The 23,443-nt window shown below is 63.5% G+C and carries 21 protein-coding genes; 16 read left to right on the plus strand and 5 right to left on the minus strand.

Annotation, left to right across the window (positions count from 1 at the left end; genetic code table 11):
* Positions 1–59 precede the first annotated feature (59 nt).
* From ACRYLT_RS13660 to ACRYLT_RS13675, 4 genes are read left to right on the plus strand one after another with little or no spacing between them, the layout of a single operon-like run.
* Entirely contained in the window at positions 60–1,289 is a 1,230-nt protein-coding gene (locus ACRYLT_RS13660) for a heavy-metal-associated domain-containing protein (RefSeq protein ID WP_482664637.1), read from the plus strand.
* An 8-nt stretch (positions 1,290–1,297) separates the two neighbouring features.
* On the plus strand, positions 1,298–1,918 hold the full coding sequence (locus ACRYLT_RS13665) for an HdaA/DnaA family protein (protein WP_482664638.1): 621 nt from the start codon (positions 1,298–1,300) through the stop codon (positions 1,916–1,918).
* A 4-nt stretch (positions 1,919–1,922) separates the two neighbouring features.
* The gene (locus ACRYLT_RS13670; RefSeq protein ID WP_482664639.1) at positions 1,923–4,103 is read left to right on the plus strand and encodes an RNA degradosome polyphosphate kinase; all 2,181 of its coding nucleotides are present in this window, start codon (positions 1,923–1,925) and stop codon (positions 4,101–4,103) included.
* A gap of 9 nt (positions 4,104–4,112) precedes the next feature.
* A complete protein-coding gene (locus tag ACRYLT_RS13675) occupies positions 4,113–5,561 on the plus strand; it encodes a Ppx/GppA phosphatase family protein (RefSeq protein WP_482664640.1) in 1,449 nt (482 codons plus the stop codon).
* Here ACRYLT_RS13675 and ACRYLT_RS13680 read toward each other — a convergent pair.
* Positions 5,558–5,854 (minus strand): I78 family peptidase inhibitor, encoded by a 297-nt coding sequence (locus tag ACRYLT_RS13680; RefSeq protein WP_482664641.1) that lies wholly within the window; start codon positions 5,852–5,854, stop codon positions 5,558–5,560. The two genes, ACRYLT_RS13675 and ACRYLT_RS13680, sit on opposite strands and share 4 nt — an antisense overlap.
* Complete coding sequence (rnd, locus tag ACRYLT_RS13685; protein WP_482664642.1) at positions 5,851–7,032, minus strand: ribonuclease D; 1,182 nt, start codon at positions 7,030–7,032, stop codon at positions 5,851–5,853. The genes ACRYLT_RS13680 and rnd overlap by 4 nt, the downstream gene beginning before the upstream one ends.
* A 103-nt stretch (positions 7,033–7,135) precedes the next feature.
* Here rnd and aspS point away from each other — a divergent pair, with 103 nt between their 5' ends.
* From aspS to ACRYLT_RS13700, 3 genes are read left to right on the plus strand one after another with little or no spacing between them, the layout of a single operon-like run.
* Positions 7,136–8,953, plus strand: a complete 1,818-nt coding sequence (aspS, locus tag ACRYLT_RS13690) for an aspartate--tRNA ligase (RefSeq protein WP_482664643.1) — start codon at positions 7,136–7,138, stop codon at positions 8,951–8,953.
* Between the two features lie 21 nt (positions 8,954–8,974).
* Positions 8,975–9,754, plus strand: a complete 780-nt coding sequence (locus ACRYLT_RS13695) for a polyphosphate kinase 2 family protein (RefSeq protein ID WP_482664644.1) — start codon at positions 8,975–8,977, stop codon at positions 9,752–9,754.
* Between the two features lie 48 nt (positions 9,755–9,802).
* A complete protein-coding gene (locus ACRYLT_RS13700; protein WP_482664645.1) occupies positions 9,803–10,180 on the plus strand; it encodes a hypothetical protein in 378 nt (125 codons plus the stop codon).
* Positions 10,181–10,226: 46 nt separating this feature from the next.
* Here the strand turns inward: ACRYLT_RS13700 and greB are convergent, their stop codons facing one another.
* Both greB and ACRYLT_RS13710 read right to left on the minus strand, forming a co-directional pair.
* Positions 10,227–10,718, minus strand: coding sequence for a transcription elongation factor GreB (gene greB / locus ACRYLT_RS13705; protein ID WP_482664646.1), 492 nt, complete (start codon positions 10,716–10,718; stop codon positions 10,227–10,229).
* Positions 10,719–10,752: 34 nt separating this feature from the next.
* Positions 10,753–12,654 (minus strand): lytic transglycosylase domain-containing protein, encoded by a 1,902-nt coding sequence (locus ACRYLT_RS13710; protein ID WP_482664647.1) that lies wholly within the window; start codon positions 12,652–12,654, stop codon positions 10,753–10,755.
* A 208-nt stretch (positions 12,655–12,862) separates the two neighbouring features.
* Between ACRYLT_RS13710 and dapA the strand changes: the two genes are divergently transcribed.
* From dapA to recA, 7 genes are all read left to right on the plus strand, one after another.
* A complete protein-coding gene (dapA, locus tag ACRYLT_RS13715) occupies positions 12,863–13,738 on the plus strand; it encodes a 4-hydroxy-tetrahydrodipicolinate synthase (RefSeq protein ID WP_482664648.1) in 876 nt (291 codons plus the stop codon).
* Positions 13,739–13,874: 136 nt separating this feature from the next.
* Positions 13,875–14,357: an SsrA-binding protein SmpB gene (smpB, locus tag ACRYLT_RS13720; protein ID WP_482664649.1), complete on the plus strand. Its 483-nt coding sequence runs from the start codon at positions 13,875–13,877 to the stop codon at positions 14,355–14,357.
* A 64-nt stretch (positions 14,358–14,421) separates the two neighbouring features.
* Positions 14,422–14,895, plus strand: coding sequence for a DUF2062 domain-containing protein (locus ACRYLT_RS13725; RefSeq protein WP_482664650.1), 474 nt, complete (start codon positions 14,422–14,424; stop codon positions 14,893–14,895).
* Positions 14,895–17,255, plus strand: a complete 2,361-nt coding sequence (locus ACRYLT_RS13730) for a response regulator (protein ID WP_482664651.1) — start codon at positions 14,895–14,897, stop codon at positions 17,253–17,255. Before ACRYLT_RS13725 ends, ACRYLT_RS13730 begins: the two co-directional genes overlap by 1 nt.
* Positions 17,256–17,292: 37 nt before the next feature.
* Positions 17,293–17,652: a response regulator gene (locus tag ACRYLT_RS13735; protein ID WP_482664652.1), complete on the plus strand. Its 360-nt coding sequence runs from the start codon at positions 17,293–17,295 to the stop codon at positions 17,650–17,652.
* A 118-nt stretch (positions 17,653–17,770) separates the two neighbouring features.
* Entirely contained in the window at positions 17,771–18,610 is an 840-nt protein-coding gene (locus ACRYLT_RS13740) for an alpha/beta hydrolase (protein WP_482664653.1), read from the plus strand.
* A 192-nt stretch (positions 18,611–18,802) separates the two neighbouring features.
* Complete coding sequence (gene recA, locus ACRYLT_RS13745; protein WP_482664654.1) at positions 18,803–19,828, plus strand: recombinase RecA; 1,026 nt, start codon at positions 18,803–18,805, stop codon at positions 19,826–19,828.
* Between the two features lie 87 nt (positions 19,829–19,915).
* On the opposite strand, the gene ACRYLT_RS13750 is transcribed toward recA, so the two are convergent.
* The gene (locus ACRYLT_RS13750; RefSeq protein WP_482664655.1) at positions 19,916–21,115 is read right to left on the minus strand and encodes a multidrug effflux MFS transporter; all 1,200 of its coding nucleotides are present in this window, start codon (positions 21,113–21,115) and stop codon (positions 19,916–19,918) included.
* Between the two features lie 127 nt (positions 21,116–21,242).
* Between ACRYLT_RS13750 and ACRYLT_RS13755 the strand changes: the two genes are divergently transcribed.
* Positions 21,243–21,881, plus strand: a complete 639-nt coding sequence (locus ACRYLT_RS13755) for a glutathione S-transferase family protein (protein WP_482664656.1) — start codon at positions 21,243–21,245, stop codon at positions 21,879–21,881.
* Positions 21,882–22,147: 266 nt separating this feature from the next.
* Complete coding sequence (locus ACRYLT_RS13760; protein WP_482665451.1) at positions 22,148–23,443, plus strand: dicarboxylate/amino acid:cation symporter; 1,296 nt, start codon at positions 22,148–22,150, stop codon at positions 23,441–23,443.

Raw genomic sequence — 23,443 nt, forward strand, 5'->3', positions numbered from 1 at the left:
CCGGCCCGCCTACCAGAACGCGCTTGGATTTCCACGGCCAACTCGCCAAAAAGGCGCCCGTGAACTTCCCGCGTCGTCTCAAAGCCGCTGCGATTCCCGCCGCCGCCGCACTTCTGATCGCAGGCGCCGGCGCGCTCTATGCCCAGCTCGAAGGTGCGGATCGCGGCATTCCCCCAGTCGACAGCACCAGCCATTTCGAAGTGCTCGGAGTCGAGGTCGACGTCACCGCCGAGAATGCAGAAAAAGCGCGGCTGGAGGGTTGGCGCCGAGCCCAGGCGCAGGGATGGAAGATGCTTTGGGCGCGCACCAACAACCGCCCGCCCGCCCAGGCGCCCAATCTTTCGGAATCCGTTCTCAACTCCATCGTATCCGGAATCGTCATCGAGCAGGAACAGATTGGACCCCGCCGCTACATTGCCCGCCTCGGCGTCCTCTTCGATCGTGCCCGCACCGGTCAGATGCTCGGGGTGGAAGGCCTTACTCGGCGCTCCGCGCCGGTGCTCGTCGTCCCGATCATGAAGACCGGCTCGACAGCCTACAGCTTCGAGTTCCGGAATGAGTGGCAACGCGCCTGGGCGCAGTTCCGGACCGCCAATTCACCGGTCGACTATGTCCGGACGGCGGGGACGGGAATCGATCCGCTGCTGCTCAACATCGGTCAGGCGCGTCGGCGCGGTCGTGGCTGGTGGCGTATGATCCTCGATCGCTACGGCGCCGCCGACATCGTCATCCCCGAAGTCGAGCTTAGACGCTTGTACCCCGGTGGTCCGGCGCTCGGGCTGTTTACCGCCCGCTTCGGCCCCGATGGTCAGGTGCTGGGCCAGTTCCGGCTTCGGGCAGCGAACAGCGCTCAGGTCCCGGCCATGCTCGACGAGGGGGTGCGGCGGATGGACGCCATCTATTCCCGTGCACTCGAGGCCGGATTGCTTCGGCCCGATCCGACGCTGGTGATCATCGAACCCGAAGTAAGGCAGCAGATCGAGGAGATCGAGCGCGAAGACTCGCCGCCTCCGCCGCAGGAGAATGCCGCGCCGGTGCCGGTCGGGGTCGCAGCGACCTTCAACATACAGGTGCCCACGCCCGATCCCGGATCGGTTCAGCAGGCCGAAGTCTCGGTAAGCCGGGTCAGTGGTGTCACCTCGGCGATCACCACCAGCCTGGCCCTTGGCGGTACGTCGGTGATGCGCGTCACTTATGTCGGCGACGCCGCGGCGCTTCAATCGGCGTTGCAGGCCCAGGGTTGGCAGGTGCAGATCGTTGGTGGCAACACGCTGAGGATAACGCGGTAGGTAGTCCTATGAACCAGATCGCGCTGCCGTTCGAATGGCCGGTGGCGGAGAAGGAGGAGGATTTTCTCCTTTCGGATTCGAACCGTGCCGCCTTCGAGCATCTGCGGCGCTGGTCGCTCTGGCCTGTCATGGCGACTTTGATCACCGGCCCTCGCAAATCGGGGCGCAGCCTTCTGGGTCGAATCTTTGCCCGCAAGACCGGTGGGCGACTGTTCGACAATGCCGAAGCCCATGACGAAGAGGCCATCTTTCACGCCTGGAATGACGCACAGGAGCGGCGGAAGCCATTGCTCATCATCGCCAACGCACCGCCTCCGCAGTGGACGGTGGACCTTCCGGACCTCCGGTCGCGACTGGCGGCGACACCGCATGTGGAGATCGGACCTCCTGACGACCTTCTGATCTCGCAGTTGATCGTGAAACTGCTCGGCGACCGGGGGATAGCGGCACCACCGGAGCTGGGCGACTATCTCGTTCCGCGGATCGAACGCAGCTACGTTTCCGTTATCAACGTCGTCGACATACTCGATCGTGTAACACTTTCGCACCACAAGCGAATGACCTTGCCGCTGGCGAAGCGGGCGCTTGATGAGGCGGGGATGATCGGAAGAGCGAAAGGCCGCCTTTGAAGCCATGACCAGCGCTGCAGTCACGCCTGCCGATCAACTGGTGCCTGGGACCGCGAGCGAAGCAGGCGAGCCGCTTTACTTCAACCGCGAACTCAGCTGGCTCGCCTTCAATCGTCGGGTACTCGAGGAAGCCTCCAACCCCGCTCATCCGCTGTTCGAGCGGGTCCGATTCCTGTCGATCTCGGGCAACAATCTCGATGAATTCTTCATGGTTCGGGTAGCAGGGCTGAAGGCCCAGCAGCTTCTCGGAGTCGAGGAACCCTCTGCCGATGGACTGACACCATCGCAGCAGCTGGCGGCGATTGCCGTCGAATCTGACGCGTTGACCAACAGCCAGCAGGCGGTCTGGGCCGAGCTCCGCCCGCTTCTGCGCAAAGCCGGAGTGGCCGTTCTTTCGAACGAAGAGATCGGTAACGACGAAGCGGCGTGGCTCGAAGAATATTTCAAGGTCCATGTCTTTCCGGTTCTCACGCCGCAGGCCATCGATCCGGCACATCCGTTTCCCTTCATTCCCAACCGTGGCTTCTCGCTCGTCTTCGATCTGAGGCGCATGTCCGATGGCGAGCCGATCCAGGAACTGCTGATGGTTCCGGCAACGCTTCCGCGTTTCGTTCGGCTCCCCGGAGAAGCGAGTCGCTATGTTGCCGTGGAGACGCTCATCCGGCGCCAGGTCGGGACACTTTTTCCCGGCTACGAGCTGCTCGGCGGCGGAGCGTTCCGAGTCATTCGGGACAGCGACATCGAGATCGAGGAAGAAGCCGAGGATCTCGTCCGGTTCTTCCGAAGCGCCATCAAGCGCCGCCGCCGCGGCCGAGTGGTCCGCTTGAAGCTCGAGGCGGACATGCCTGATCATCTCGTGGCGCTGGTGCGCGAAGGACTCGACGCCAGCGAGGCTCTGGTGTCCGAATCGACCGGCTTTCTTGGCATCGCCGACCTGGCCCAGCTCGTCGAGGAAGACCGCCCGGACCTGAAGTTTCCCGCCTTCAGCGCTCGCTTTCCGGAACGGATCCGCGAATATGACGGCGACTGCTTCGCGGCGATCCGAGCCAAGGACATCGTCGTTCACCACCCCTATGAAAGCTTCGACGTCGTCCTCGCCTTTCTCCGACAAGCCGCCGAGGATCCCGACGTCGTCGCGATCAAGCAGACGCTTTATCGGGCGGGCAAGCAGTCGGCCGTCGTCAGTGCGCTGATCGCGGCCGCCGAGGCGGGCAAATCGGTAACGGCCGTGATCGAGCTGAAAGCCCGCTTCGACGAAGAGCAGAACCTGATGTGGGCGAACGCCCTCGAGCGCGCCGGAGTCCAGGTCGTCTACGGCTTCGTCGAATGGAAGACGCATGCCAAGATGTCGATGGTCGTCCGACGGGAGGATGGCGGCTATCGCACCTACTGCCATCTCGGCACCGGCAATTATCATCCGATCACCGCGAGGGTTTATACCGACCTCAGCTATTTCACCGCCGATCCCCGGGTGGGCCGTGATGTCGCCCACGTTTTCAATTACATCACCGGCTATGTCGAGCCGCGCGGGCTGGAGCTCCTCGCCACTTCACCCCAGGGGCTGCGCGAACATCTGTGCGAGCTGATCGACCGCGAGATCGACCATGTCCGGCAGGGAAGGCCGGGATCGATCTGGGCGAAGATGAATTCCCTCGTCGATCCGCCGATCATCGACAAGCTTTATGAAGCCAGCCAGGCGGGCGTGGAGATCGACCTGATCATCCGTGGGATATGCTGCCTCAGGCCCGGCATTCCGGGCCTTTCGGAAAATATCCGGGTGAAGTCGATCGTCGGGCGGTTTCTCGAACACAGCCGGGTCTGGTGCTTCGGCAATGGCGACGAGCTGCCGAACCCGGAGGCTGGGGTCTATATCAGCTCGGCGGACTGGATGCCGCGCAACTTCGATCGCCGAGTCGAAATCGCGCTGCCGATCGACAATGAGACCGTCCATGCCCAGATCCTCGACCAGGTGATGGTGGCGAACATCATCGATAATGAGCAGAGTTGGCGGCTGCTCGGCGATGGCAGTTATGAAAGGCTTCGTCCCGCTCCGGGCGAGAAGGCTTTCAATCTCCATCACTATTTCATGACCAATCCCTCGCTGTCGGGGCGCGGCGCGGCCTTGCGCTCGACCGGTGCCGTGCCGAAAAAGCTTCAGCTTCCGCGCGGGCACCACACGTCCTAGACGCACCGCATGTTTGCGGAAGCTCCCGTGGCGATCGTCGACATCGGGTCGAACTCGGTGCGGCTGGTGGTCTATTCCGGCGCCAAACGCGCGCCATCGATCATCTTCAACGAGAAGGTGATGGCCGGCCTCGGCCGCGACATAGGAGAGACCGGCGCCTTGAGCGACCAGGCGCAGGCGCGGGCGCTGGACGCACTCAAGCGGTTCCACTTGCTGATCGACAAGATGAAGGTGGTTCGAACGCGAGTCGTCGCGACTGCCGCGATGAGGGACGCGTCCAACGGACAAAGCTTCATGAAGCGGGTTCGCTCGGTTGGCTTCGATGCCGAGATCATTCCCGGCGAGGAGGAAGCCAGGCTAGCCGGACTCGGAGTTCTCTCGGCGATCCCCGACGCCGACGGGATTGTCGGCGATCTTGGCGGCGGCAGCCTGGAGCTGGTCGAAGTGGCGAAGGGAAGGGTGCTTCGCAACGTGTCGCTTCCGTTGGGCGTCCTTCGCCTCGAGGAACTGGGCGATTCGCTCGCGAAGAAGGTCGCCAAGGCCGTCGCCGCGGCAGGGTTTGAAGGCTCCGCCTCGGGACGGCCCTTCTATCTCGTCGGCGGAAGCTGGCGAGCACTGGCTCGCATCGATCTGGCGCTGACGGGGCATCCCCTGCCAATCACCCATCAGCACGATCTTCCGCCGCCACGAGCACGGGAGCTTCGGTCCGCCCTGCAGAAGCTCGACAAGGATTTCATCCGTCGAGTGGCGTCACCCTCCCGCCTGCCGTCGCTGCCGAAGGCCGCCCATTTGCTCGAGAGTCTGGTGGACTCGCTTCGCCCGGCGGCACTGGTCGTTTCCAGCTTCGGCATCCGCGAAGGGCTCTTGTACGACGATCTCGACCCCGGCCTGAAGCGGCTCGACCCGCTCATCGAGGCAGCGCGCGAAGCCGGGGCCGGCCTCGGCCGATTCGAGCAGCATGGCGATCTGCTCGATTGCTGGATCGCTCCGGCTTTCGACGATTCACCGCGCGCAGCGCGCTTACGGCTGGCCGCCTGTCTTCTCTCCGATATCGCCTGGGCGGCGCATCCGGACTTTCGCGCCGAACGCGGCATCGACATGGCACTGCACGGCAATTGGGTGGCCATCGATGCGCCTGGCCGGGTGATGCTGGCACAGGCCTTGTTCAGCAATTTCGGAGGCGGCTCGGAACTCCCTTACCCTCGGATTGCTGCGCTCTGCACGGCAGCGGAGCTCAAGCGCGCCGCCAAATGGGGCTATGCCATCCGTCTCGGCCAGCGCCTCAGTGGCGGAGTCGCGGCAGGACTCGAGCGCAGCCGACTTATTCGCCGCTCAGGGGCCTTGCGCCTCGAGGTCGGCCGCGAGGACGGTGCCCTTCTCAGCGAAGCGGTGGAACGGCGATTGAAGACGCTGGCAGGCGAACTCGGGCTCCGCTCCGAGACGGTAATTTCCGGCTAACCGCAGGCGAAGCGATCGACCCGGTTGCTCGAATCGAGGTGAACGTTGAGCCGGTCCGGTCGATAATCCATCGTCACGGCATCGCCGGGGCGGATCCATCTCAGCTTTCGGGCGCCGCTTCGGCGCATCGCCTCGGCTCCAAGCTCGCTCGTCGCAGGACGACCGACCAGCTCGGAAAGAGCTTGCGTGCGACAGCTTCCTCCCTCGCCGGGCTCGACCGGCACTTCGTCGGCAGGAACCGTGGCGCAGGCCATGGTTCCCAGCAGGGCGCCCACTAGCAGTGCAGTTCTCATTCAGCGGCCTCCTGTTCCGTTCGGGTCATGACGAGTTTGCCGTTGCGGATGGCAAAAGCGAGGCGTCCCTCGACCAGGTCGAGCGCATCGCGACCGAATTCGTCATACCGCCAGCCCTGGAGGATCGAAAGCCCGTCCCGTCGCCCGGCCGCGAGCAATTCAAGCTCCTCCGAACGCGCCACCAGGCGCGGCGCGACATTGCTTTCCCGGGCACGGATCTTGAGCAGCAATTTCAGCAGATCGGCCACCAAGGCTCCGTCGCGGCCGAGTCCCGGACCGCGTTCTTCGCGCGGCGGCATCTCTGCTGAGGGCAAGGGATCGGCACCGGAAAGCGCTTCCATCATTCGGGCACCAATATCGTTGCCCTTCCAGGCGGCAGAGAGGCCGCGGACCTGTCCAAGGGCCTCCTGGCTCGCCGGCGGGTTCATGGCAACGTCGGCCAGAGTCTCGTCCTTCATGATCCGGCCGCGTGGCAGGTTCTTCGACCGGGCTTCGAGCTCGCGCCAGGCCGCGAGCGCCTTCAAGCGGCCAAGCACCTCGGCCTTGCGGCTCTGGATCTTTACCTTCTTCCACGCCTGAGCCGGGTCGTTGACGTAGTTGGACGGATTCGAGATGCGTTCCATCTCCTGGTCAAGCCATTCGCCGCGACCGGTCCGCCGCAAGCGCTCGAGCATTCGTGGAAACAACTCGGCCAGATGAGTGACGTCACCGATCGCGTAATCGATCTGGCGCCGGTCCAGCGGCCGTCTCGCCCAGTCGGTGAAACGGGCGCCCTTGTCGAGGCTTCGACCGAGCAGGGACTCGACGAGGTTGGAATAACCAACCTGTTCCCCGAGCCCGAGCGCCATGGCGGCAATCTGCGTGTCGAAAAGCGGATGCGGCGTCCCGCCCGTGAGATTGAAGATGATCTCGATGTCCTGTCCGCCCGCATGGAAGACTTTGAGCACATGCTCATTGTTGACCAGCAGGTTGAGAAGTGGAGTCAGATCGATCCCGCTCGCCTTGGGATCGATGGCAGCGGCTTCCTCCCGGCTGGCGACCTGGAACAGGCACAGGTCCGGCCAGTAGGTATTCTCGCGCATGAATTCGGTGTCGACGGCGACGAAGTCGCAGCGGGCGAGTCGTTCGCAGAGCTTTTCGAGAGACTCGGTGTCGGTAATCAGTGGGTGAATACGCATTGGCCGCCCTCATAACGACGGCTGCTCGCTTGACAAAGCGCAGTTAGTGACGCGAAGCGCTCGCACTCATTTTTCAGCCAGCCAAGTTCGAAAGCGATCCTCGATGCACGCCTACCGTACCCACAATTGCGGAGAGCTCCGCGAGAGCCATGTCGGCGAGCGCGTGAAGCTGTCCGGCTGGGTTCACCGCAAGCGCGACCATGGCAACCTGCTTTTCGTCGACCTTCGTGATCATTACGGAATCACCCAGATCGTCAGCGACGTGGCCGACGAAGCGTTCAAGCTCCTCGAAGGGATCCGCGTCGAGTCGGTCGTCACGGTTGAGGGCGAAGTGGTCCGGCGCGATCCCGAGGCCGTCAACCCGAACCTCGCCACCGGCCAGATCGAGATCCATGCCGCGAGCGTCGAGGTCCAGTCGGCGGCACAGGAACTTCCATTGCCGGTGTTCGGCGAGCAGGAATATCCGGAGGAGATCCGGCTGCGCTACCGCTATCTCGACCTGAGGCGCGAGCGGCTTCACAATAATATCGTCCTGCGTTCGAAGGTCATCAGCTCGATCCGTCGCCGAATGATCGATCAGGGCTTTACCGAGTTCCAGACTCCAATTCTGACCGCTTCGTCACCGGAGGGCGCCCGCGACTATCTCGTCCCCAGCCGAGTCCATCCCGGCAAGTTCTACGCGCTTCCCCAGGCGCCGCAGATGTTCAAGCAGTTGATCATGGTTGCGGGTTTCGACCGGTATTTCCAGATCGCGCCCTGCTTCCGGGACGAGGATGCCCGCGCCGATCGTTCCCCGGGCGAGTTCTACCAGCTCGACTTCGAGATGAGCTTCGTCACGCAGGAGGACGTCTTCGCTGCGATCGAGCCGGTCCTCGCCGGTGTCTTCGAGGAGTTCGCGAACGGGAAGAGCGTCACCCCGGCGGGCCAGTTTCCGCGCATTCCCTACAAGGAAGCGATGCTGAAATATGGATCCGACAAGCCCGATCTGAGAAATCCGATCCTGATCTCCGACGTTTCGGAGCATTTCCGCGGTTCCGGCTTCGGACTGTTTGCCCGGATCGTGGAAGGGGGCGGAGTGGTTCGCGCCATTCCGGCGCCGGGGACTGCTGACAAGAGCCGCAAATTCTTCGACGACATGAACGAATGGGCTCGATCGGAAGGCCATGCCGGCCTCGGCTACATCACTCAGAAGGGCGGTGAGCTGGGTGGACCTATCGCCAAGAATCATGGCGAGGAGGCGACGCGCAAGCTTATCGCCGAACTGGGTCTCGGGCCGGACGACGGTCTCTTCTTCGCCGCTGGCAATTCGGCCCAGGCAGCCAAGCTTGCTGGTGCCGCGCGGACTCGGGTTGGCGAGGAACTTGGCCTGATCGAGCGCAACTCCTACCGTTTTTGCTGGATCGTCGACTTCCCGATGTACGAATATGACGACGAACAGAAGCGGATCGACTTCAGCCACAATCCCTTTTCGATGCCCCAGGGAGGACTCGAGGCGCTCGAAACGAGGGATCCGCTCGATATCCTTGCCTATCAGTACGACATCGTCTGCAATGGTGTCGAACTGAGTTCGGGGGCGATCCGGAACCACCGCCCGGACATCATGTACAAGGCCTTCGAGATTGCCGGCTATTCGAAGGAAGATGTCGACACCAACTTCTCGGGCATGATCAACGCTTTCAAGTTCGGGGCTCCACCGCATGGCGGCTCGGCTCCCGGGATCGATCGAATCGTCATGCTCCTCGCTGACGAGCCGAACCTGCGCGAGGTCGTGCTCTTCCCGATGAACCAGCGAGCCGAAGACCTCATGATGGGTGCCCCGGGAGAAGTGACGGCCAAGCAGCTGCGTGAGCTGCATATCCGAATCGTGCCCCCTTCCGGGACAGCCGAAAAGGATCCGGCTCGAAGCGTGGCGCGGGAATAGCCGCGCTGTTAGGCTGGCCCGATGGCCATCGACCTTGCCGACTTTGAAGCCGGAGCGAAATTCCCGGGAGACTATCAGCGGGCGCTGGAGTCGCTTCAGGAACGGCTGTCCCAGCTCTTCGTCTGCTTCCACGTCCACCGGCGCAAGGCGGTCATCGTCGTCGAGGGCTGGGATGCGAGCGGCAAGGGCGGGGCAATCCAGCGCCTGACCGCGCAGTGCGACCCGCGGCACTATCATGTCTGGCCGATCGCCGCTCCGAGCGAAGAGGAAAAGGCGCACCACTATCTTTGGCGCTTCTGGGCTCGACTGCCCCGGTCTGGCGAAGTGGCGATCTTCGACCGCAGCTGGTACGGCAGGGTTCTCGTCGAGCGGGTCGAAGGCTTCGCCAGCCCGTTGGAGTGGCGCCGAGCCTATGACGAAATCAACGAGTTCGAGGCTCAGCTGACGACCGACGGCACCACCGTCATCAAGCTGTTCTTTCACATCACACAGGCGACTCAGGATTCGCGATTTGCGGCGCGCCTGGCTCATCCATGGAAGCGGTGGAAGGTCACTCAGGAGGATCTGCGCAATCGAGCGCGTCGTGACGAATATTTGACCGCACTCGCCGACATGTTCGAGCTTACCGATACTCGCTGGGCCCCCTGGACGGTGATCGACGGCAACAACAAGAAGTCGGCCCGGATCGCCGCTCTGAATGTGGTGGCGGATGCTCTCGATCGCGCCTGTCCCAAGGATCCTCCAAGGATGAGTCCTGAAATGGGACAGGTGGTACGGCAGCTCCTGACAAAGAAGGATTGAGTGCCGTCAGAAATGGTAAATGGCGCCGACTGAACGGGAAGGCTGACGATGCGCGCTATCCTCCTATTGGCCCTCGTTGCAGGCATCGCTGCTTGCGCTCACGATGTCTACGGACCTCCGCCACCAGATTATGCCGGGGCCGAATGGCGCGGAACGCGCGGGCCTCATGAAGGGCCGCTGAGGGGCCCCGGTCTCGACATCCTCGACCCTTGGCTGAAGGAGACCGAGGAAGGGCGGGCGATCGTCACGATGGGCTTCAGCGATGCCGCGGAAGGCTTTGTCAGTGAAGATGTGGCGCACCGCGTGAACATCTGGTTCCGCCGCTATGCGGATCATGACCGCGATATGAGGATCACCGATCCGGAGATCCGAACGGCTCTGGTCTACGCCGCCGGGGGCTATTTAAGGGGACCTCGGCGGCCCTAGCCGAACGGCACTGACGTCAGACTGATTGGATCAGGTCCGCGACCGTCTATCGGCGTTCGCCGGGATATTCGATCGCCAGCACCTCATATTCCCGTTCGCCTGTGGGAAGCGCCACCCGGCGCAGGTCGCCAACGGCCGCACCCCGGATGGCCCGCGCGATCGGCGAGTACCAGCTGACCAGTCCGGCCGAAGCATCGGCTTCGTCTTCGCCCACCAGGGTGAGCGTCCGCTCCTGGTCATTCTCGTCGACCAGCATCACCTTCGCCCCAAACCACACTCGATCCCTGTCCGGCTGCTGCGCCGGATCGGTGACCTTGGCCTCCTTCATCCGGCGGGCGAGGAAGTTTATCCGCCGATCAACCTCGCGAAGTCGACGCCGGCCATATTGATAGTCGGCATTTTCCGAGCGATCGCCATTGGCCGCGGCCCAGGAAATGGTTTCAAGCAGCTTCGGCCGTTCGACCGAAAACAGCGCCTCATATTCTTCCCGCAGCCGCTTGTAGCCCGCGGGCGTGATGTAGTTCGGACGATCGGGCACGCTCGACTTCTACCTTGTCGCGCCGGAAGCCGAATCAGCGGCTGCGAAGATAGGATGACGGAGCCGGAGCCGTACCTCCGCTGCGCTGAGCGCGCATGGCATCATAGACGACCGCATTCTCGATCACGCGCTGCACATAGTTGCGCGTTTCGAAGAAGGGTATCTGCTCGATCCACTCGATCATATCGACACCCGCCGTGCGCGGATCGCCATTTTCGCGGACCCACCGCCGGACATTGCCGGCACCGGCATTGTAGCTGGCGACAGCAAGCGGGACGTTGCCACCCCACTGCCGAAGCAAGGTGTCGAAATAGCTCGAACCGAGCATGATGTTGTAAGCCGGATCCGAAGTCAGCCGTCCGAAATCGTACGGGAGGCCAAGTCGGCTGGCGGTCTCACGCGCCGTGGCGGGCATCAGCTGCATCAGCCCGCGCGCTCCGGCATGGCTGACTGCGGCACGGTCGAAGGAGCTTTCCTGCCGAGTAATGCCATGGGCGAGCGCCCAGTTATGGGCATAGGCCCCAGGAAGGGAAACTTCCGGGAAGGCGGGAGCGGCGTAGAGGCTCTCGCCCTTGTTTCGCGCTTCGCGCGCCACCCATACCGGCAGGTCGAGCCGGCCGATCGCCCGGCCATACTCGGCTGCGATCAATCGCTCGCGTTCGGTATCAACCTGCTCCGCAATGGCTCGCACGAACAGCGACTGGTCCGACCATCGGCCGCTCTCGCCGAGATAGCGGGCCGCCTGCACCAGCGGGCGAGCGGTAAAGGCTGCGCGCTCCTGAGGTGTTGGCGGCACCGTCACGGGGGCGGGCGGCGGAACCGGGCGGCCGAGCCTTTCGAGCGCAAGCTGCCCATAGAACTGGTCGGGGAAGGCCGCTGCCTGCTGGAGCAGGGCGTTGGACTGCTGCGCCTGCCCGGCAGAATGGGCCGAGCGGGCGGCCCAGTAGAGGCCCTTGGCGCGGGTCTGGCCCGAGCGTCCGCCGCGGGCATAGCGTTCGAACATTCCGACAGCGTCGGCGGGTCGTCCGAGTCGATGCGCCGCCTGGCCGGCCAGCCAGGTAAGGTTCGTATATTCGTCGCGCTCGCCATAGGACAGAGCGCTGATGTCAGTGCCCGGGGCGTAGAGGTCGTCGACCTGGCTGGCGATCTGATAGGCGAGAGTCCACTGCCGGTCGGCGGCGGCGCCGCGAGCCAGAGCGACCATGGCCTCCATAAACTTCTCGGGAGCGGCGGGCCGGCTGGTCAGGCGTCTCGGACGGGCAAGCAATTGCCGGGCTCCTAGCGGGTCGCTCGAGCGCAGATAATTCGCCTTGTCGATCAGCAGGCCGGGATCGCCGTCGAAGGCGGTTCCGAGCGAATCAACGCGAGACCGAGCGTCCGAAGCGCGGGTTTGGAGCGCCAGTCGAGCTTCGAAGAGCGGCCGCTTCGCCGGCGACGTCCAGGCAAGCATCCGTTGAGCGCTCTGAGTGTCGCCGTTTCCGAGCAGCACTTCCATTCGCATGTCGTGGTCCTGCGGCGTCAGCATGCCGCCGAAGGCGCCGAGCAGGCGCTGCTCGTCGGCCACCGGCATTACGCCGGCAGTCCAGGCGGCCCGTGCCGCCGCGCGCGCCTGCTCCGTTCGGCCACTGGCCTGAAGAGCGAAAGCGTGGCGGGCATGGCCCGCCGGAGTCAGCGGTGGGAAAGCTTCGAAGAAGCGGACGACTTCGGCCGCCGAGGTCGTGGCGGGGTCGATCTGCCGCTCCGCCGAACGGCGCATGGCCGACTCGCCCGGCCAGCCGCGATGGCTGAGAAGGAAGGAGGCGTAGGAAGAGAATGGCAGGTTATCGCTTTGCCGCAGACTATGCCAACGTGCGACGCTGCCGGCGATCGCATTGGCCGGCACCGATGCCATCGACTGGGCGACGGCAGCGGCCGGAACGACCGCTGCACGACTCACCGCCGGCTCAGGCTTCTTGATGATGACAGGTCCGACGGAATTCGCGGCAACGGCCGCGACGGAGGCTCCCAACAGGAGCAAAATGGCCGCTTCTTTGTGCATGCTGGACAGAATGACATCCGGCTCCTTATCAGACGCTGAACATTCCCCCTGGAACGCTCAAACTCTTCCATAGGCCGAGCCGACTCCCGGGGTGAAGGAGGCTTTCATGTTCAAAGGGTCGTTCCCGGCTCTAGTGACGCCGTTTCGCGACGAAGCGTTTGACGAGGCGGCTTACCGTGCTTTCGTCGACTGGCAGATTCACGAAGGAAGTCATGGACTTGTCCCGTGCGGCACGACGGGCGAATCGGCGACCCTCAATGGTGAGGAGCATCGCAGAATCGTCGCCTCGTGCGTCGAGGTTGCGGCCGGCCGGGTGCCGGTGATCGCCGGCTGCGGCTCCAACGACACGACTCACGCGATCGAGCTCACCCGTTCGGCCAGGCAGGTCGGCGCCGATGCCGCGCTCCACGTTCCGCCTTATTACAACCGTCCCAACCAGCAAGGCATTTTCGCCCATTTCGCGGCGATCGCCGAAGCCGTGGACTTGCCGATCGTCCTGTACAACGTCCCGTCACGGACAGTCACAGACATTTCCGTCGAAACCATGGCTCGCCTTGCCGAGATCCCGAACATCGTCGCGGTCAAGGATGCGACGGGCAACCTGGCTCGGGTATCGGCCCAGCGCGAAGCCTGTGGCCGCGACTTCGTGCAGCTTTCCGGCAATGACGACATGGCGCTCGGTTTCATGGCCATGGGGGGTGTCGGCTGCATCTCGGTGACAGCCAATGTCGCGCCGCGCCAGTGTGCGGAGTTCCAGGAGGCCTGCCTCGGCGGGAACTTCAAGCAGGCTCTTGAGCTTCAGGACCGGCTTTATCCGCTCCATTCGGCCTTGTTCAGCGACGCTTCACCCGGACCGGCAAAATACGCGGTCAACCGTGTCCGTCCCGATTTCCCCTCCGACCTTCGGTTGCCAATGACGCCGCCGAGCGAGTCGAGCCGCCGTGCCGTCGACGCCGCCCTGCGGCATGCGGGCCTGATCTGATGCCGGTTTCTTCATCAGGTCTCGACATATATTCCCCTGATCCCGACGAGCCGATTGCAGGGAGAGGGTGCCACTCTGACGAGCTTGTCTTCGACAGACGCTTTCGCACCTTGCCATCGACACCTATCTGCTGATCATGGTTCGTCCCCGTCCCGCCACGTTCGACAAGAAGAAGGTCGTCGCCGAAAACCGGCGGGCGCGTTTCGACTACGCGATCGAAGAAACGTTCGAAGCCGGAATCGCGCTAACCGGCACCGAGGTGAAATCGTTGCGCTTCGGTGAGGGATCGATTGCCGAAAGCTATGCCGAAGTCAAAGACGGCGAAGTCTGGCTGATCAACGCCAACGTGCCTGAATTCAGCCACGGCAACCGGTTCAATCACGAGCCGAAACGCCCACGCAAGCTCCTGCTCAACGGACGTGAGATCAACAAGATGTTCGGTGCGGTCGCTCGGCAGGGGATGACGCTGGTACCACTATCCATTTATTTCAATTCCCGCGGACGGGCCAAGGTTGAACTTGCGCTGGCGCGAGGACGAAAGCTGCACGACAAGCGCGAGCACGAAAAACAGAAAGACTGGAAAAGGGAGCAGGGCCGCCTGCTTCGGCAGCATGGTTGATCGCATCACCAGATGGTTCGCGAAGAACGCGCCCAAGCGGGAGGAGCTGGCGAAGAGTCGGCTTTTGAAACCGTTCGGCACGCGTGTGCTCAGCAGCGAGTTCTGGCGCTTCACCCGCCGGTCGGTTCCGCGCGGCGCTGCGGTCGGCATGTTCGTGGGAATCTTCCTCCTGATCCCGGGCGTTCAGATCATAGGATCGGCCCTGATGGCCGTGCCGCTACGGGCCAACATTCCGATCGCCGCGGCGATGACCTTTCTCACCAACCCGGCAACCACGCCTTTCCTGCTGGGGGCGTCCTACTTCGTCGGCAGCGGCCTCGGCTTCGGTGGCCACAAAGGGGTCCCAGGCGGTGATGCAAGCATCGCCGAATGGTTCGGCTGGCTCTTCTCCGATGCGGCCCTGGCGATGGTCAGCGGGCTCTTCGTCCTTGCGGCCGTGACTTCGCTCGTCACCTATCTGGTTTCGGTCTGGATCTGGCGTTGGTGGACCGCTCGAAAGTGGCGCCGCCGCTCGCTGAGGCGCCTGCAGGGCATCTGATGAGCGCGGCATCACGCGTCCGCCCAGCGATCGAGTTGCCACTCTTCGCCGCGGCCGCCCTCGCGTCGGCGGGCCTGCTGCTTTGGGCGGTAGGCGATCGGACCTTCGCCGCGGCCTTTCTCGCTGGCCTGATCGGCGCCGGTGGGCTCCTTCTTCTGCTGAGGCGGCCACGACCCACCGCCGTTCCACTGCTCGAAGCTCCGGTCCAGGATACCGATCCGGCACTGATCCGGGCTGCGCTTGACGGGGCCGGAAAGGATATTGCGCTGGCTCTGACCGATGGCCATGGCAACCTGATCAGTGCCAACGAGGCTTGGGCCCAGTGGCTCGGAGTCGAGACCGGCCCCCTGGCTCTCTTTCGAGAGCTGCCCGAAACCGTTCGGCTGGCTCGGCGCGAGGGCAAGGCCGATCTTGGGCGCATCGAAATTGGCGGTCTCAGGTATCGAGTCGAGATCCGCGCTGTGGCCGAACATCTGCTGTGGAGGCTCACGCGCGGCGAGGGCGTGGACCTGATCGCCGAGGCCAGGCGCCTGCTGTCGGGCGAAGCCGACCGCCGACTGAGCGATGCTGGATTGATGCTGGTCCTGTCCGATTCGGAAGGCCGGATCAGCGCCGCCACATCCTCCTTCGCTTTCCGTGCAGCCGGCGAAGAGGGCGAGCAGGTCGAGGGCACTTTGCTGGTGGATTATCTCGCTGCCTCCGAAAGCGGGCAGTTCCACTTCGCGGCCGAAGGGCGGACGGGAATGCCGTTGCGCATTCTCCAGATCCCGCTCGGTGACGGCGCGGATTCGCTTTCGCTGTTCCTGATCATCGACGACGTTCCGGGCGCTCGCCTGGGCGAGGACGAGAATGCCCATATCCACGCCCTCCTGGACAGCCTGCCGCTCGGGCTTGCTCTGGCGGATACGGACGGACGCTTCGCCTTTTTGAACAAGGCCTTCCGCCGCGCCGTCGGGCTAGGCCAGAACGAGCGGCCCGCCTGGCCCGGAGATCTCGTCGTCGACGAGGACAAGGCGGCGGTTTCGGAGGCTGTGCGGCGATTCGCCCGAGGCCGATCACTGTCGGGCGACCTGGCGGTAAGGCTCAAGTCCAGCCCGGAGGAGCCTGTCGCAATGACGGTTGCGGGGGCCAGAGGCCTCGGCACGGCCGCAGTGCTGATAAGCCTCAAGGACAATAGCGAGGAAGCGCGCCTCAAGCGGGAGATCGCACAAGCCACGAAGATGCAGGCGGTGGGTCAGCTCGCCGGAGGCGTCGCCCATGATTTCAACAACATATTGACCGCCATTCTCGGCAATTGCGACCTGATGCTGATGCGCCATACGCCGGGCGACTCGGACTATGACGACATTCAGCAGATCCGCTCCAACGCCAATCGCGCCGCCAATCTCACCCGCCAGCTGCTCGCATTTTCGCGCCAGCAGACGCTTCGCCCGCAGGTCCTGCAACTTCCGGATGTCGTTGCGGAAGTGTCACACCTCCTCAATCGGCTTCTCGGCGAACGGATCAAGCTTCAAGTGAAGCATGGCCGCGGCCTGGGCCCCGTGCGCGCCGACCCCGGTCAGTTGGAGCAGGTCATCGTCAACCTGGCGGTCAATGCCCGCGACGCGATGCTCGCCAAGGATCCGGAAGGCGGAGGCACCCTGACTCTTCAGACCTATGCCGTCACTGCGGACGATGTGCGCCGGATGGGCACCGACATCCTGCCGATCGGCGACTATACGGCGCTCAAGGTTGCCGACACCGGAACCGGGATCCCCAAGCACATCATCGGCAAGATCTTCGAACCCTTCTTCACCACCAAGGAAGTGGGGAAGGGGACCGGTCTCGGACTTTCGACGGTCTACGGAATCGTCAAGCAGTCCGGAGGTTTCATCTTCGCCGAATCGCAGGTCGGGAAGGGAACGACGTTCACCATCTATCTTCCCGTGCACCGCGGCCATCCCGGCGAAGCACCCTCCAAGGCCAAGCCCAAGGAAAAGCCCGCGGAGTTGTGGGGCAGCGGCACGATCCTGCTCGTCGAAGACGAGACAATGGTCCGAGCCGTCGCCGAGCGCGCGTTGACCCGCCATGGCTATACCGTTCTGACGGCCGAGAATGGCGAGGCGGCGCTGGAAATTCTCGGCCGCGAGGAGAAGGTCGACCTGCTCATCTCCGACGTGGTGATGCCCACCATGGACGGCCCGACGACGGTCAGAGCCGCCCGGAAGATCCATCCGCAGCTGCCGATCCTGTTCATTTCCGGCTATGCCGAGGAACAGCTTCGTAAGTCGATCGACATCCCCAACGTCGCTTTCCTGGCCAAGCCTTTCTCGGTTCAGCAACTCGCCGAAACGGTCCGCGACGTGCTCGCTACGAAATAGGCTTTTTCTTTGGCGCGCAGACGCTAAGTCGGGCGTCATGCCGGACAAAAGGTCGATACTGATCGTCGAGGACGAGCCGCTCATTGCAATGATGCTCGAGGATTTTCTCGAAACGCTCGGACATGACGTTGTCGGGACCTGCGAGGGAGTCGAGGAGGCGCTGGAGCGGGTCGACCAGGGCGGGTTCGACGTCGCCATCATCGACGTCCAGCTCAAGGACGGGAAGCAGGTCTGGCCGGTTGCCGATCGCCTGGCCGAAACGGGCAAGCCCTTCATCCTCGCCACCGGCGGCCATGTCGAGCCTCCGCCGGAAAAGCATGCCGCCGCCCCAGTCCTTTCCAAGCCTTACACGATCGACGCGATCCCTCCCGTGCTTGAACGGGCCCTGGCCAGCTGATCGTCCTGGCTATGCCCTGGACGACGTTGCACGATGAGCTTCCGATCGCGTCGACAGTCCGGCTGGATCTCTCAGCCGATTTTCCCGGAGCCGCAGGGACTCGGCTAGGAGAATGGCCGTGTGGCTGGTCAAAGCGCTACTGGTGCTGCTCACCCTTTATGTGGCCGTTGCGGCCATCATCTACTTCGCCCAGACATGGATGCTGTTTCCCGCCGGCCGGGTCCTCCCTGCCGGCCCGCCGCCAACGACGGCCCGGACTCTGGAGTTCTCGACGCCCTCGGGTCACCAGCTTCGCGGCCTCCACATTCCCCCGGCAACGGGCTCCGAAGAGCAACTCCTGATCCTCGGTTTCGGCGGTAATGCCTGGAATGCGACCTCGGTTGCGGAATATCTGCACGAGACCTTCCCGGAAGCTCACGTAATCGCCTTTCACTATCGCGGCTACGCGCCGAGCAGCGGATCGCCGAGCGCTCAGGCGCTGCAGGAGGATGCGCTTCTCGTTCACGATTGGGTGCGACAGGGCTTTGGCGAAACCCGAACCATCGCGGTCGGCTTCAGCATCGGCAGCGGAGTCGCCGCCTATCTCGCGCGCCAGCGACCAATCGGCGGCGCAATCCTGGTGACCCCATTCGATTCACTCATGAGGGTCGCTGCCGGTCACTATCCGTGGCTTCCCGTTCGACTGTTGTTCCGCCATGAGATGGAGCCGGCCGAAGCGCTTCGGGACAGCCGAGTTCCGGTCGCCATCATCGCCGCCAGTCATGACACTTTGATCGTCCCGGCGCGCACCGACGCCCTGCGCCAATCGACGGGTAACCTCGTCTACGATCGCACGATTGCTGGAGCGGGCCATAGCAACATCTATGACCATCCCGCCACCAAGCCTGCGTTGAGGGAAGCTCTCCTGCGGATTGGGTCGGCCGGCTCAACTTCAGGCGCCGAACCGCTTACCCGCTAACGCGCGACCGGGGCTAAAGGAGACTGCGCATCGAGACAGATCGAGGAACGGCGAGGCGTGTTCTCTACTTGTTCCCTTGGAACGGATCATGTACATGTGACTCACGCGTTGAACGATCCGCGCGGAGACAATAACGGGAGCAAGGCCATGGTGGCGCCACTCAAAGTCGTATCCGACAGGACCAATCTCGATATGGACAAGCAGAAAGCCCTCGACGCCGCCCTGGCACAGATCGACCGCGCATTCGGCAAGGGCAGCGCCATGCGCCTCGGCTCGCGCGAGGCGATCGAGATCGAAACCATCTCCACCGGCAGCCTCGGGCTGGACATCGCGCTCGGCATCGGCGGCCTTCCACGTGGCCGAATCGTCGAAATCTACGGTCCGGAAAGTTCGGGCAAGACGACCTTGGCACTCCATGCCGTTGCCGAGGCGCAGAAGGCCGGCGGAGTCGCCGCCTTCGTCGACGCCGAACATGCACTGGATCCGATCTATGCCCGAAAGCTGGGGGTAGACGTCGACAATCTGATCGTTTCGCAACCCGATACCGGCGAACAGGCGCTGGAGATTACCGATACGCTTGTTCGCTCAGGTGCCATCGACGTGCTGGTCGTGGACTCTGTCGCGGCGCTCGTTCCCCGCGCCGAGATCGAGGGCGAAATGGGCGATTCGCACGTGGGTCTCCAGGCGCGGCTGATGAGCCAGGCGCTGAGAAAGCTTACCGGCTCCATCTCCAAGTCGCGATGCCTGGTCATCTTCATCAATCAGGTGCGGATGAAGATCGGAGTCATGTACGGGAATCCGGAGACGACCACCGGCGGCAATGCGCTCAAATTCTATGCCAGCGTCCGGCTCGACATCCGCCGTACGGGCCAGATCAAGGACCGCGACGACATTACCGGCAACACCACGCGGGTGAAGGTCGTGAAGAACAAGCTCGCTCCGCCGTTCAAGCAGGTCGAATTCGATATCATGTACGGCGAAGGGGTGTCGAAGCTGGGCGAGATCCTCGATCTCGGAGTCAAGGCGGGTCTGGTCGAGAAATCGGGCGCCTGGTTCAGCTACGACTCGATCCGGATCGGCCAGGGTCGCGAGAATGCCAAGACCTACCTCAAGGAGAATCCTGAAGTTGCCCAGCGCATCGAGCGAGCGATCCGCGGCAAGACCGAGGAGGTCGGCGATGCCCTGATGGCCGGTCCGGCCCCCGACGACGATATTTGATCACACCAGCAGGGGCGGGGGGGGCTTAATCCCTCCCCCGTTTTCATCCCTTGCGCGAAGCGGAGCCCGAGTGGCTCCGCTCCTGTTTCAGGGGGCGGTTTCGGCGACCGGCGCGCTCCGGGGATTGGCCCACCAGGCAAAGAACAAGGCGACGGCACCGCAGGAGACGAACCCAGCGACCATCGGGACAGTCGTTCCGTCGAACTGCTGACCGATCGCAAAGCCGATAAGCGCTCCGCCGACCGTGGTGATCAGGCCCTGGAGGGCCGAAGCCGTTCCGGCGATATGTCCCAAAGGCTCCATCGCGAGGGCTCCGGCATTGGCGCCGATGAGGCCGAAGCAGGCCATGGTCAGCGCCTGGAGCGCGACGAACGTCCAGATCGTTTCCCCAATGGTGAGCGCCACCGCCAGGTGGAGCAGCGAAGTGAGGGTGAAGGCGCCAAGCGCCGTCAGCAAGATCCGGCGCGATCCCAGCCGCATCACCAATCGCGAATTGGCGTAGGAGCTCACCGCCATCGGTCCGGCGATGCAGGCGAAAACGAGCCCGAGCAGAGCCGGTCGTTCGAACACGTCGAAGACGATCTGCTGGATCGATCCGATGAAAGCGAACAAGGCTCCAAAGGTCAGGGTCGTCGCCAGAGTATTGCCGAGCGAAGCCCGTCGCCCCAGCGTCTCGGATGCCGCACTCCAGACATGGGCAAGAGAAAGCGGTCGTCGAGCCTCCGTTGCGAGTGTTTCCGGCAGGCGCAAGCCTGTCCACAACATCAGCAGCAGGCCGTAAACGGCCAGGCCGATAAAGATGTGCCGCCAGCTCCCGAACGCCAGGACAGCCTGGCCGAAGGTCGGCGCCAGCACGGGAACGACGATGAAGATGATCATCACCGTGGACATGATCTGTGCCATTGCCGAGCCCTGGAAGCGATCGCGGACTACGGCGACGACCAGCACGCGCGTTCCCGCCGCGGCGACACCCTGCATCGCCCGTGCGGCCAGAAGCAGGGCGAAGCTGCCGGCAATGCCGGCCAGGCCAGCGAATAGCGCGAAAAACAGCATGCTCGCGACCAGCAACACCTTGCGTCCGTAGCGGTCGGCAAGCGGACCATAGGCGATCTGGGCACCGCCGAAGCCAAGCAGGTAGGCGGTGATCACGAGCTGTCGCCGATTTTCCTCGGCTACGCCAAGCGCTTCGCCGATGGCCGGCAACGCGGGAAGCATCGCATCGATTGCCAGCGCATTGGAGGCCATCAAAGCGGCCATGAGCACGACGAATTCTGCCCGGCCCGGCATGCGCCTGCTTTGCTTTGAAACTACGTCCATCGATGCTTTCCAGGAGATGCCCGCCGCTACTGGAGAAGCGGCGCCTTGGGAGCAAGTTCCAATTCCAGCCGTATCGCAGCTGCGCTAGGACAGGGCCATGATCGTCGTTCACCATCTCGAAAATTCGCGCTCCCAACGCATCCTGTGGCTGCTTGAAGAGCTCGGCTTCGTCTATGAGGTCCGCCGCTACAGTCGCGATCCGGATACTCTGCTCGCGCCAATCGAGCTGAGGCAGGTTCATCCGCTTGGCAAATCACCGATCATCGAGGATCGATCGGCGTCGGGCGGACCGCGAGTGCTCGCGGAGACCGGAGCGATCATCGAGTATCTGGTCGAGAAAGCAGAAGGGCGGCTGGGGCCTCCTGCCAACCGCGAAGCCGTTTTGCGCTACCGTTTCTTCCTTCATTATGCCGAAGGTTCGATGATGCCGCCGCTGTTCGCCTTGCTGGTGGTGCAGCGTCTCGGCTGGCTCGGTCGGCCGGCGCGCAGGCCATTGCTTAGGATGTTCGCTCATCATCTTGCGTGGCTGAACCGGGAACTGGCCGAAAGAGCATGGTTTGCTGGCGACGAATTCACTGCGGCAGACATCATGATGAGCTTTCCCCTGGAAGCGGCGCGAAGCCGGGCGGGACTAGGCGCGGAGCACCCGAACCTGGTCGACTGGCTCGAGCGGATCCACGCACGTCCGGCCTACGCCGCAGCGTTGCAGAAGGGCGGCCCCTACGCCTACGCCTGAGTCAAGCTCGTCGCCTGCAGCGAGCTTGGACGTCCCCGCGACTTGCCTCGAAGCGGACCTCTATCATCGGTCGAGCCAGGCGTAAGAGCCGAGGCTCCTCTTGTGATCCGGGGCAGGGGCGTTAGTTCCGATCCGCACATCGCCACTCCGATCAAATGGAGTGTTGACTTTTAGGCCGCCGGGCGCCCGGATGCCGCGCAAGAAAGCAGAGGGGATCGACATCTATGCAAAGCACCAAGCCGCGTCGGATGGCGCTGCACATGCAGATGCTGATTGGGTTCCTCGTCGGCTTGATCGCAGGCCTGTTCGTCTATGTCACCCAGCCCGATGCTCCTTGGGTCGAGGCCGTCACTCAATATGTGACCCAACCGATCGGCCAGGTCTTCCTGCGGCTGATCTTCATGCTGGTCATTCCGCTGCTCTTCTCGGCGCTAGTCGTCGGGGTATCGGAGATGGGCGAGATCCGCTCGCTCAAGCGCGTCGGCCTCAGGACCCTGGCCTATACGGTGATCGTTTCCTCGATCGCGGTGATGGTCAGCCTTGCCGTCGTCAACCTGCTCCAGCCGGGCGCCGGTGTGGACCGTGAAGCCGCCGCCGCTCTTCTTGCCGAGCAGGAGGGGCGGGCCGGCCAGATAATCGAAACCGGACGCGAGCAGCCGACCGGAATTGACGCGTTCGTCAGCATCATCCCGAACAACCTCGTCGAGGCGATGGGAAGCAACAGCACGATCCTCTCGGTGATGTTCTTCGCTCTGTTCTTCGGAATCGGCCTGATGCTCACCGATACGCCGGCCGCTCGAACTTTGAAGACCGGCTTCGAAGGGCTGTTCGACGTCACGATGCGGCTGATCATGATCGTCATCCGACTGGCGCCGATCGCCGTCGCCTGTTTCATGTTCAACCTCGCCGCACTGTTTGGCTGGGACTTGCTGGTTCGCCTGTCTGCTTATGTCGGGGTGGTGCTGCTTGCTCTTGGCATCCAGATGTTCATCGTCTTTCCGCTGCTGCTCACCACATTGGGTCGCAAGAGCCCCGTGGACTTCTTCCGTCAGACTCAGGAAGCGAGCCTGATGGCCTTTTCCACGGCCTCGTCAAACGCCACCTTGCCCACCGCTCTAAGGGTAGCGGACGAGCAGCTCGGCCTTCCGCGCCGGGTGGCACGATTCGTTCTCACCATCGGCGCGACCGCCAACCAGAACGGCACGGCCATGTTCGAGGGCGTTACCGTCATTTTCTTGGCGCAGTTTTTCGGCATCGAACTCACTTTAGGGCAGCAGGTCATGGTGATGCTGGTCTGCATCCTCGGCGGAATCGGCACTGCCGGCGTCCCGGCGGGATCGCTGCCGGTCGTGGCCTTGATCCTCGCCATGGTGGGTATCCGGCCGGAAGCGATAGCGCTCGTACTCGGCGTCGACCGCTTCCTCGACATGTGCCGAACGACATTGAACGTCGTCGGCGATCTCGTTGCCGCCCAGGTGATCTCCGCCGGGGAGCCGGCGGAAGCGGAATCTTCCCTGCCCGGCGGAGAAAGCGCTTCCGTTGCGGAAGCGCACCCCTCCTGA

This window comes from Sphingosinicella sp. SM1-17, assembly GCF_056821765.1.

What these genes read in the sequence shown, in the direction of transcription:
- aspS (WP_482664643.1), top strand. Translation starts at nt 7,136, where the DNA reads ATGCACGCCTACCGTACCCACAATTGCGGAGAGCTCCGCGAGAGCCAT.
- ACRYLT_RS13675 (WP_482664640.1), top strand. Translation starts at nt 4,113, where the DNA reads ATGTTTGCGGAAGCTCCCGTGGCGATCGTCGACATCGGGTCGAACTCG.
- ACRYLT_RS13670 (WP_482664639.1), top strand. Translation starts at nt 1,923, where the DNA reads ATGACCAGCGCTGCAGTCACGCCTGCCGATCAACTGGTGCCTGGGACC.
- ACRYLT_RS13735 (WP_482664652.1), top strand. Translation starts at nt 17,293, where the DNA reads ATGCCGGACAAAAGGTCGATACTGATCGTCGAGGACGAGCCGCTCATT.
- ACRYLT_RS13665 (WP_482664638.1), top strand. Translation starts at nt 1,298, where the DNA reads ATGAACCAGATCGCGCTGCCGTTCGAATGGCCGGTGGCGGAGAAGGAG.
- ACRYLT_RS13680 (WP_482664641.1), bottom strand. Translation starts at nt 5,854, where the DNA reads ATGAGAACTGCACTGCTAGTGGGCGCCCTGCTGGGAACCATGGCCTGC.
- ACRYLT_RS13755 (WP_482664656.1), top strand. Translation starts at nt 21,243, where the DNA reads ATGATCGTCGTTCACCATCTCGAAAATTCGCGCTCCCAACGCATCCTG.
- recA (WP_482664654.1), top strand. Translation starts at nt 18,803, where the DNA reads ATGGACAAGCAGAAAGCCCTCGACGCCGCCCTGGCACAGATCGACCGC.
- dapA (WP_482664648.1), top strand. Translation starts at nt 12,863, where the DNA reads ATGTTCAAAGGGTCGTTCCCGGCTCTAGTGACGCCGTTTCGCGACGAA.
- ACRYLT_RS13760 (WP_482665451.1), top strand. Translation starts at nt 22,148, where the DNA reads ATGCTGATTGGGTTCCTCGTCGGCTTGATCGCAGGCCTGTTCGTCTAT.
- smpB (WP_482664649.1), top strand. Translation starts at nt 13,875, where the DNA reads ATGGTTCGTCCCCGTCCCGCCACGTTCGACAAGAAGAAGGTCGTCGCC.
- ACRYLT_RS13750 (WP_482664655.1), bottom strand. Translation starts at nt 21,115, where the DNA reads ATGCCGGGCCGGGCAGAATTCGTCGTGCTCATGGCCGCTTTGATGGCC.
- rnd (WP_482664642.1), bottom strand. Translation starts at nt 7,032, where the DNA reads ATGCGTATTCACCCACTGATTACCGACACCGAGTCTCTCGAAAAGCTC.
- ACRYLT_RS13695 (WP_482664644.1), top strand. Translation starts at nt 8,975, where the DNA reads ATGGCCATCGACCTTGCCGACTTTGAAGCCGGAGCGAAATTCCCGGGA.
- ACRYLT_RS13700 (WP_482664645.1), top strand. Translation starts at nt 9,803, where the DNA reads ATGCGCGCTATCCTCCTATTGGCCCTCGTTGCAGGCATCGCTGCTTGC.
- ACRYLT_RS13730 (WP_482664651.1), top strand. Translation starts at nt 14,895, where the DNA reads ATGAGCGCGGCATCACGCGTCCGCCCAGCGATCGAGTTGCCACTCTTC.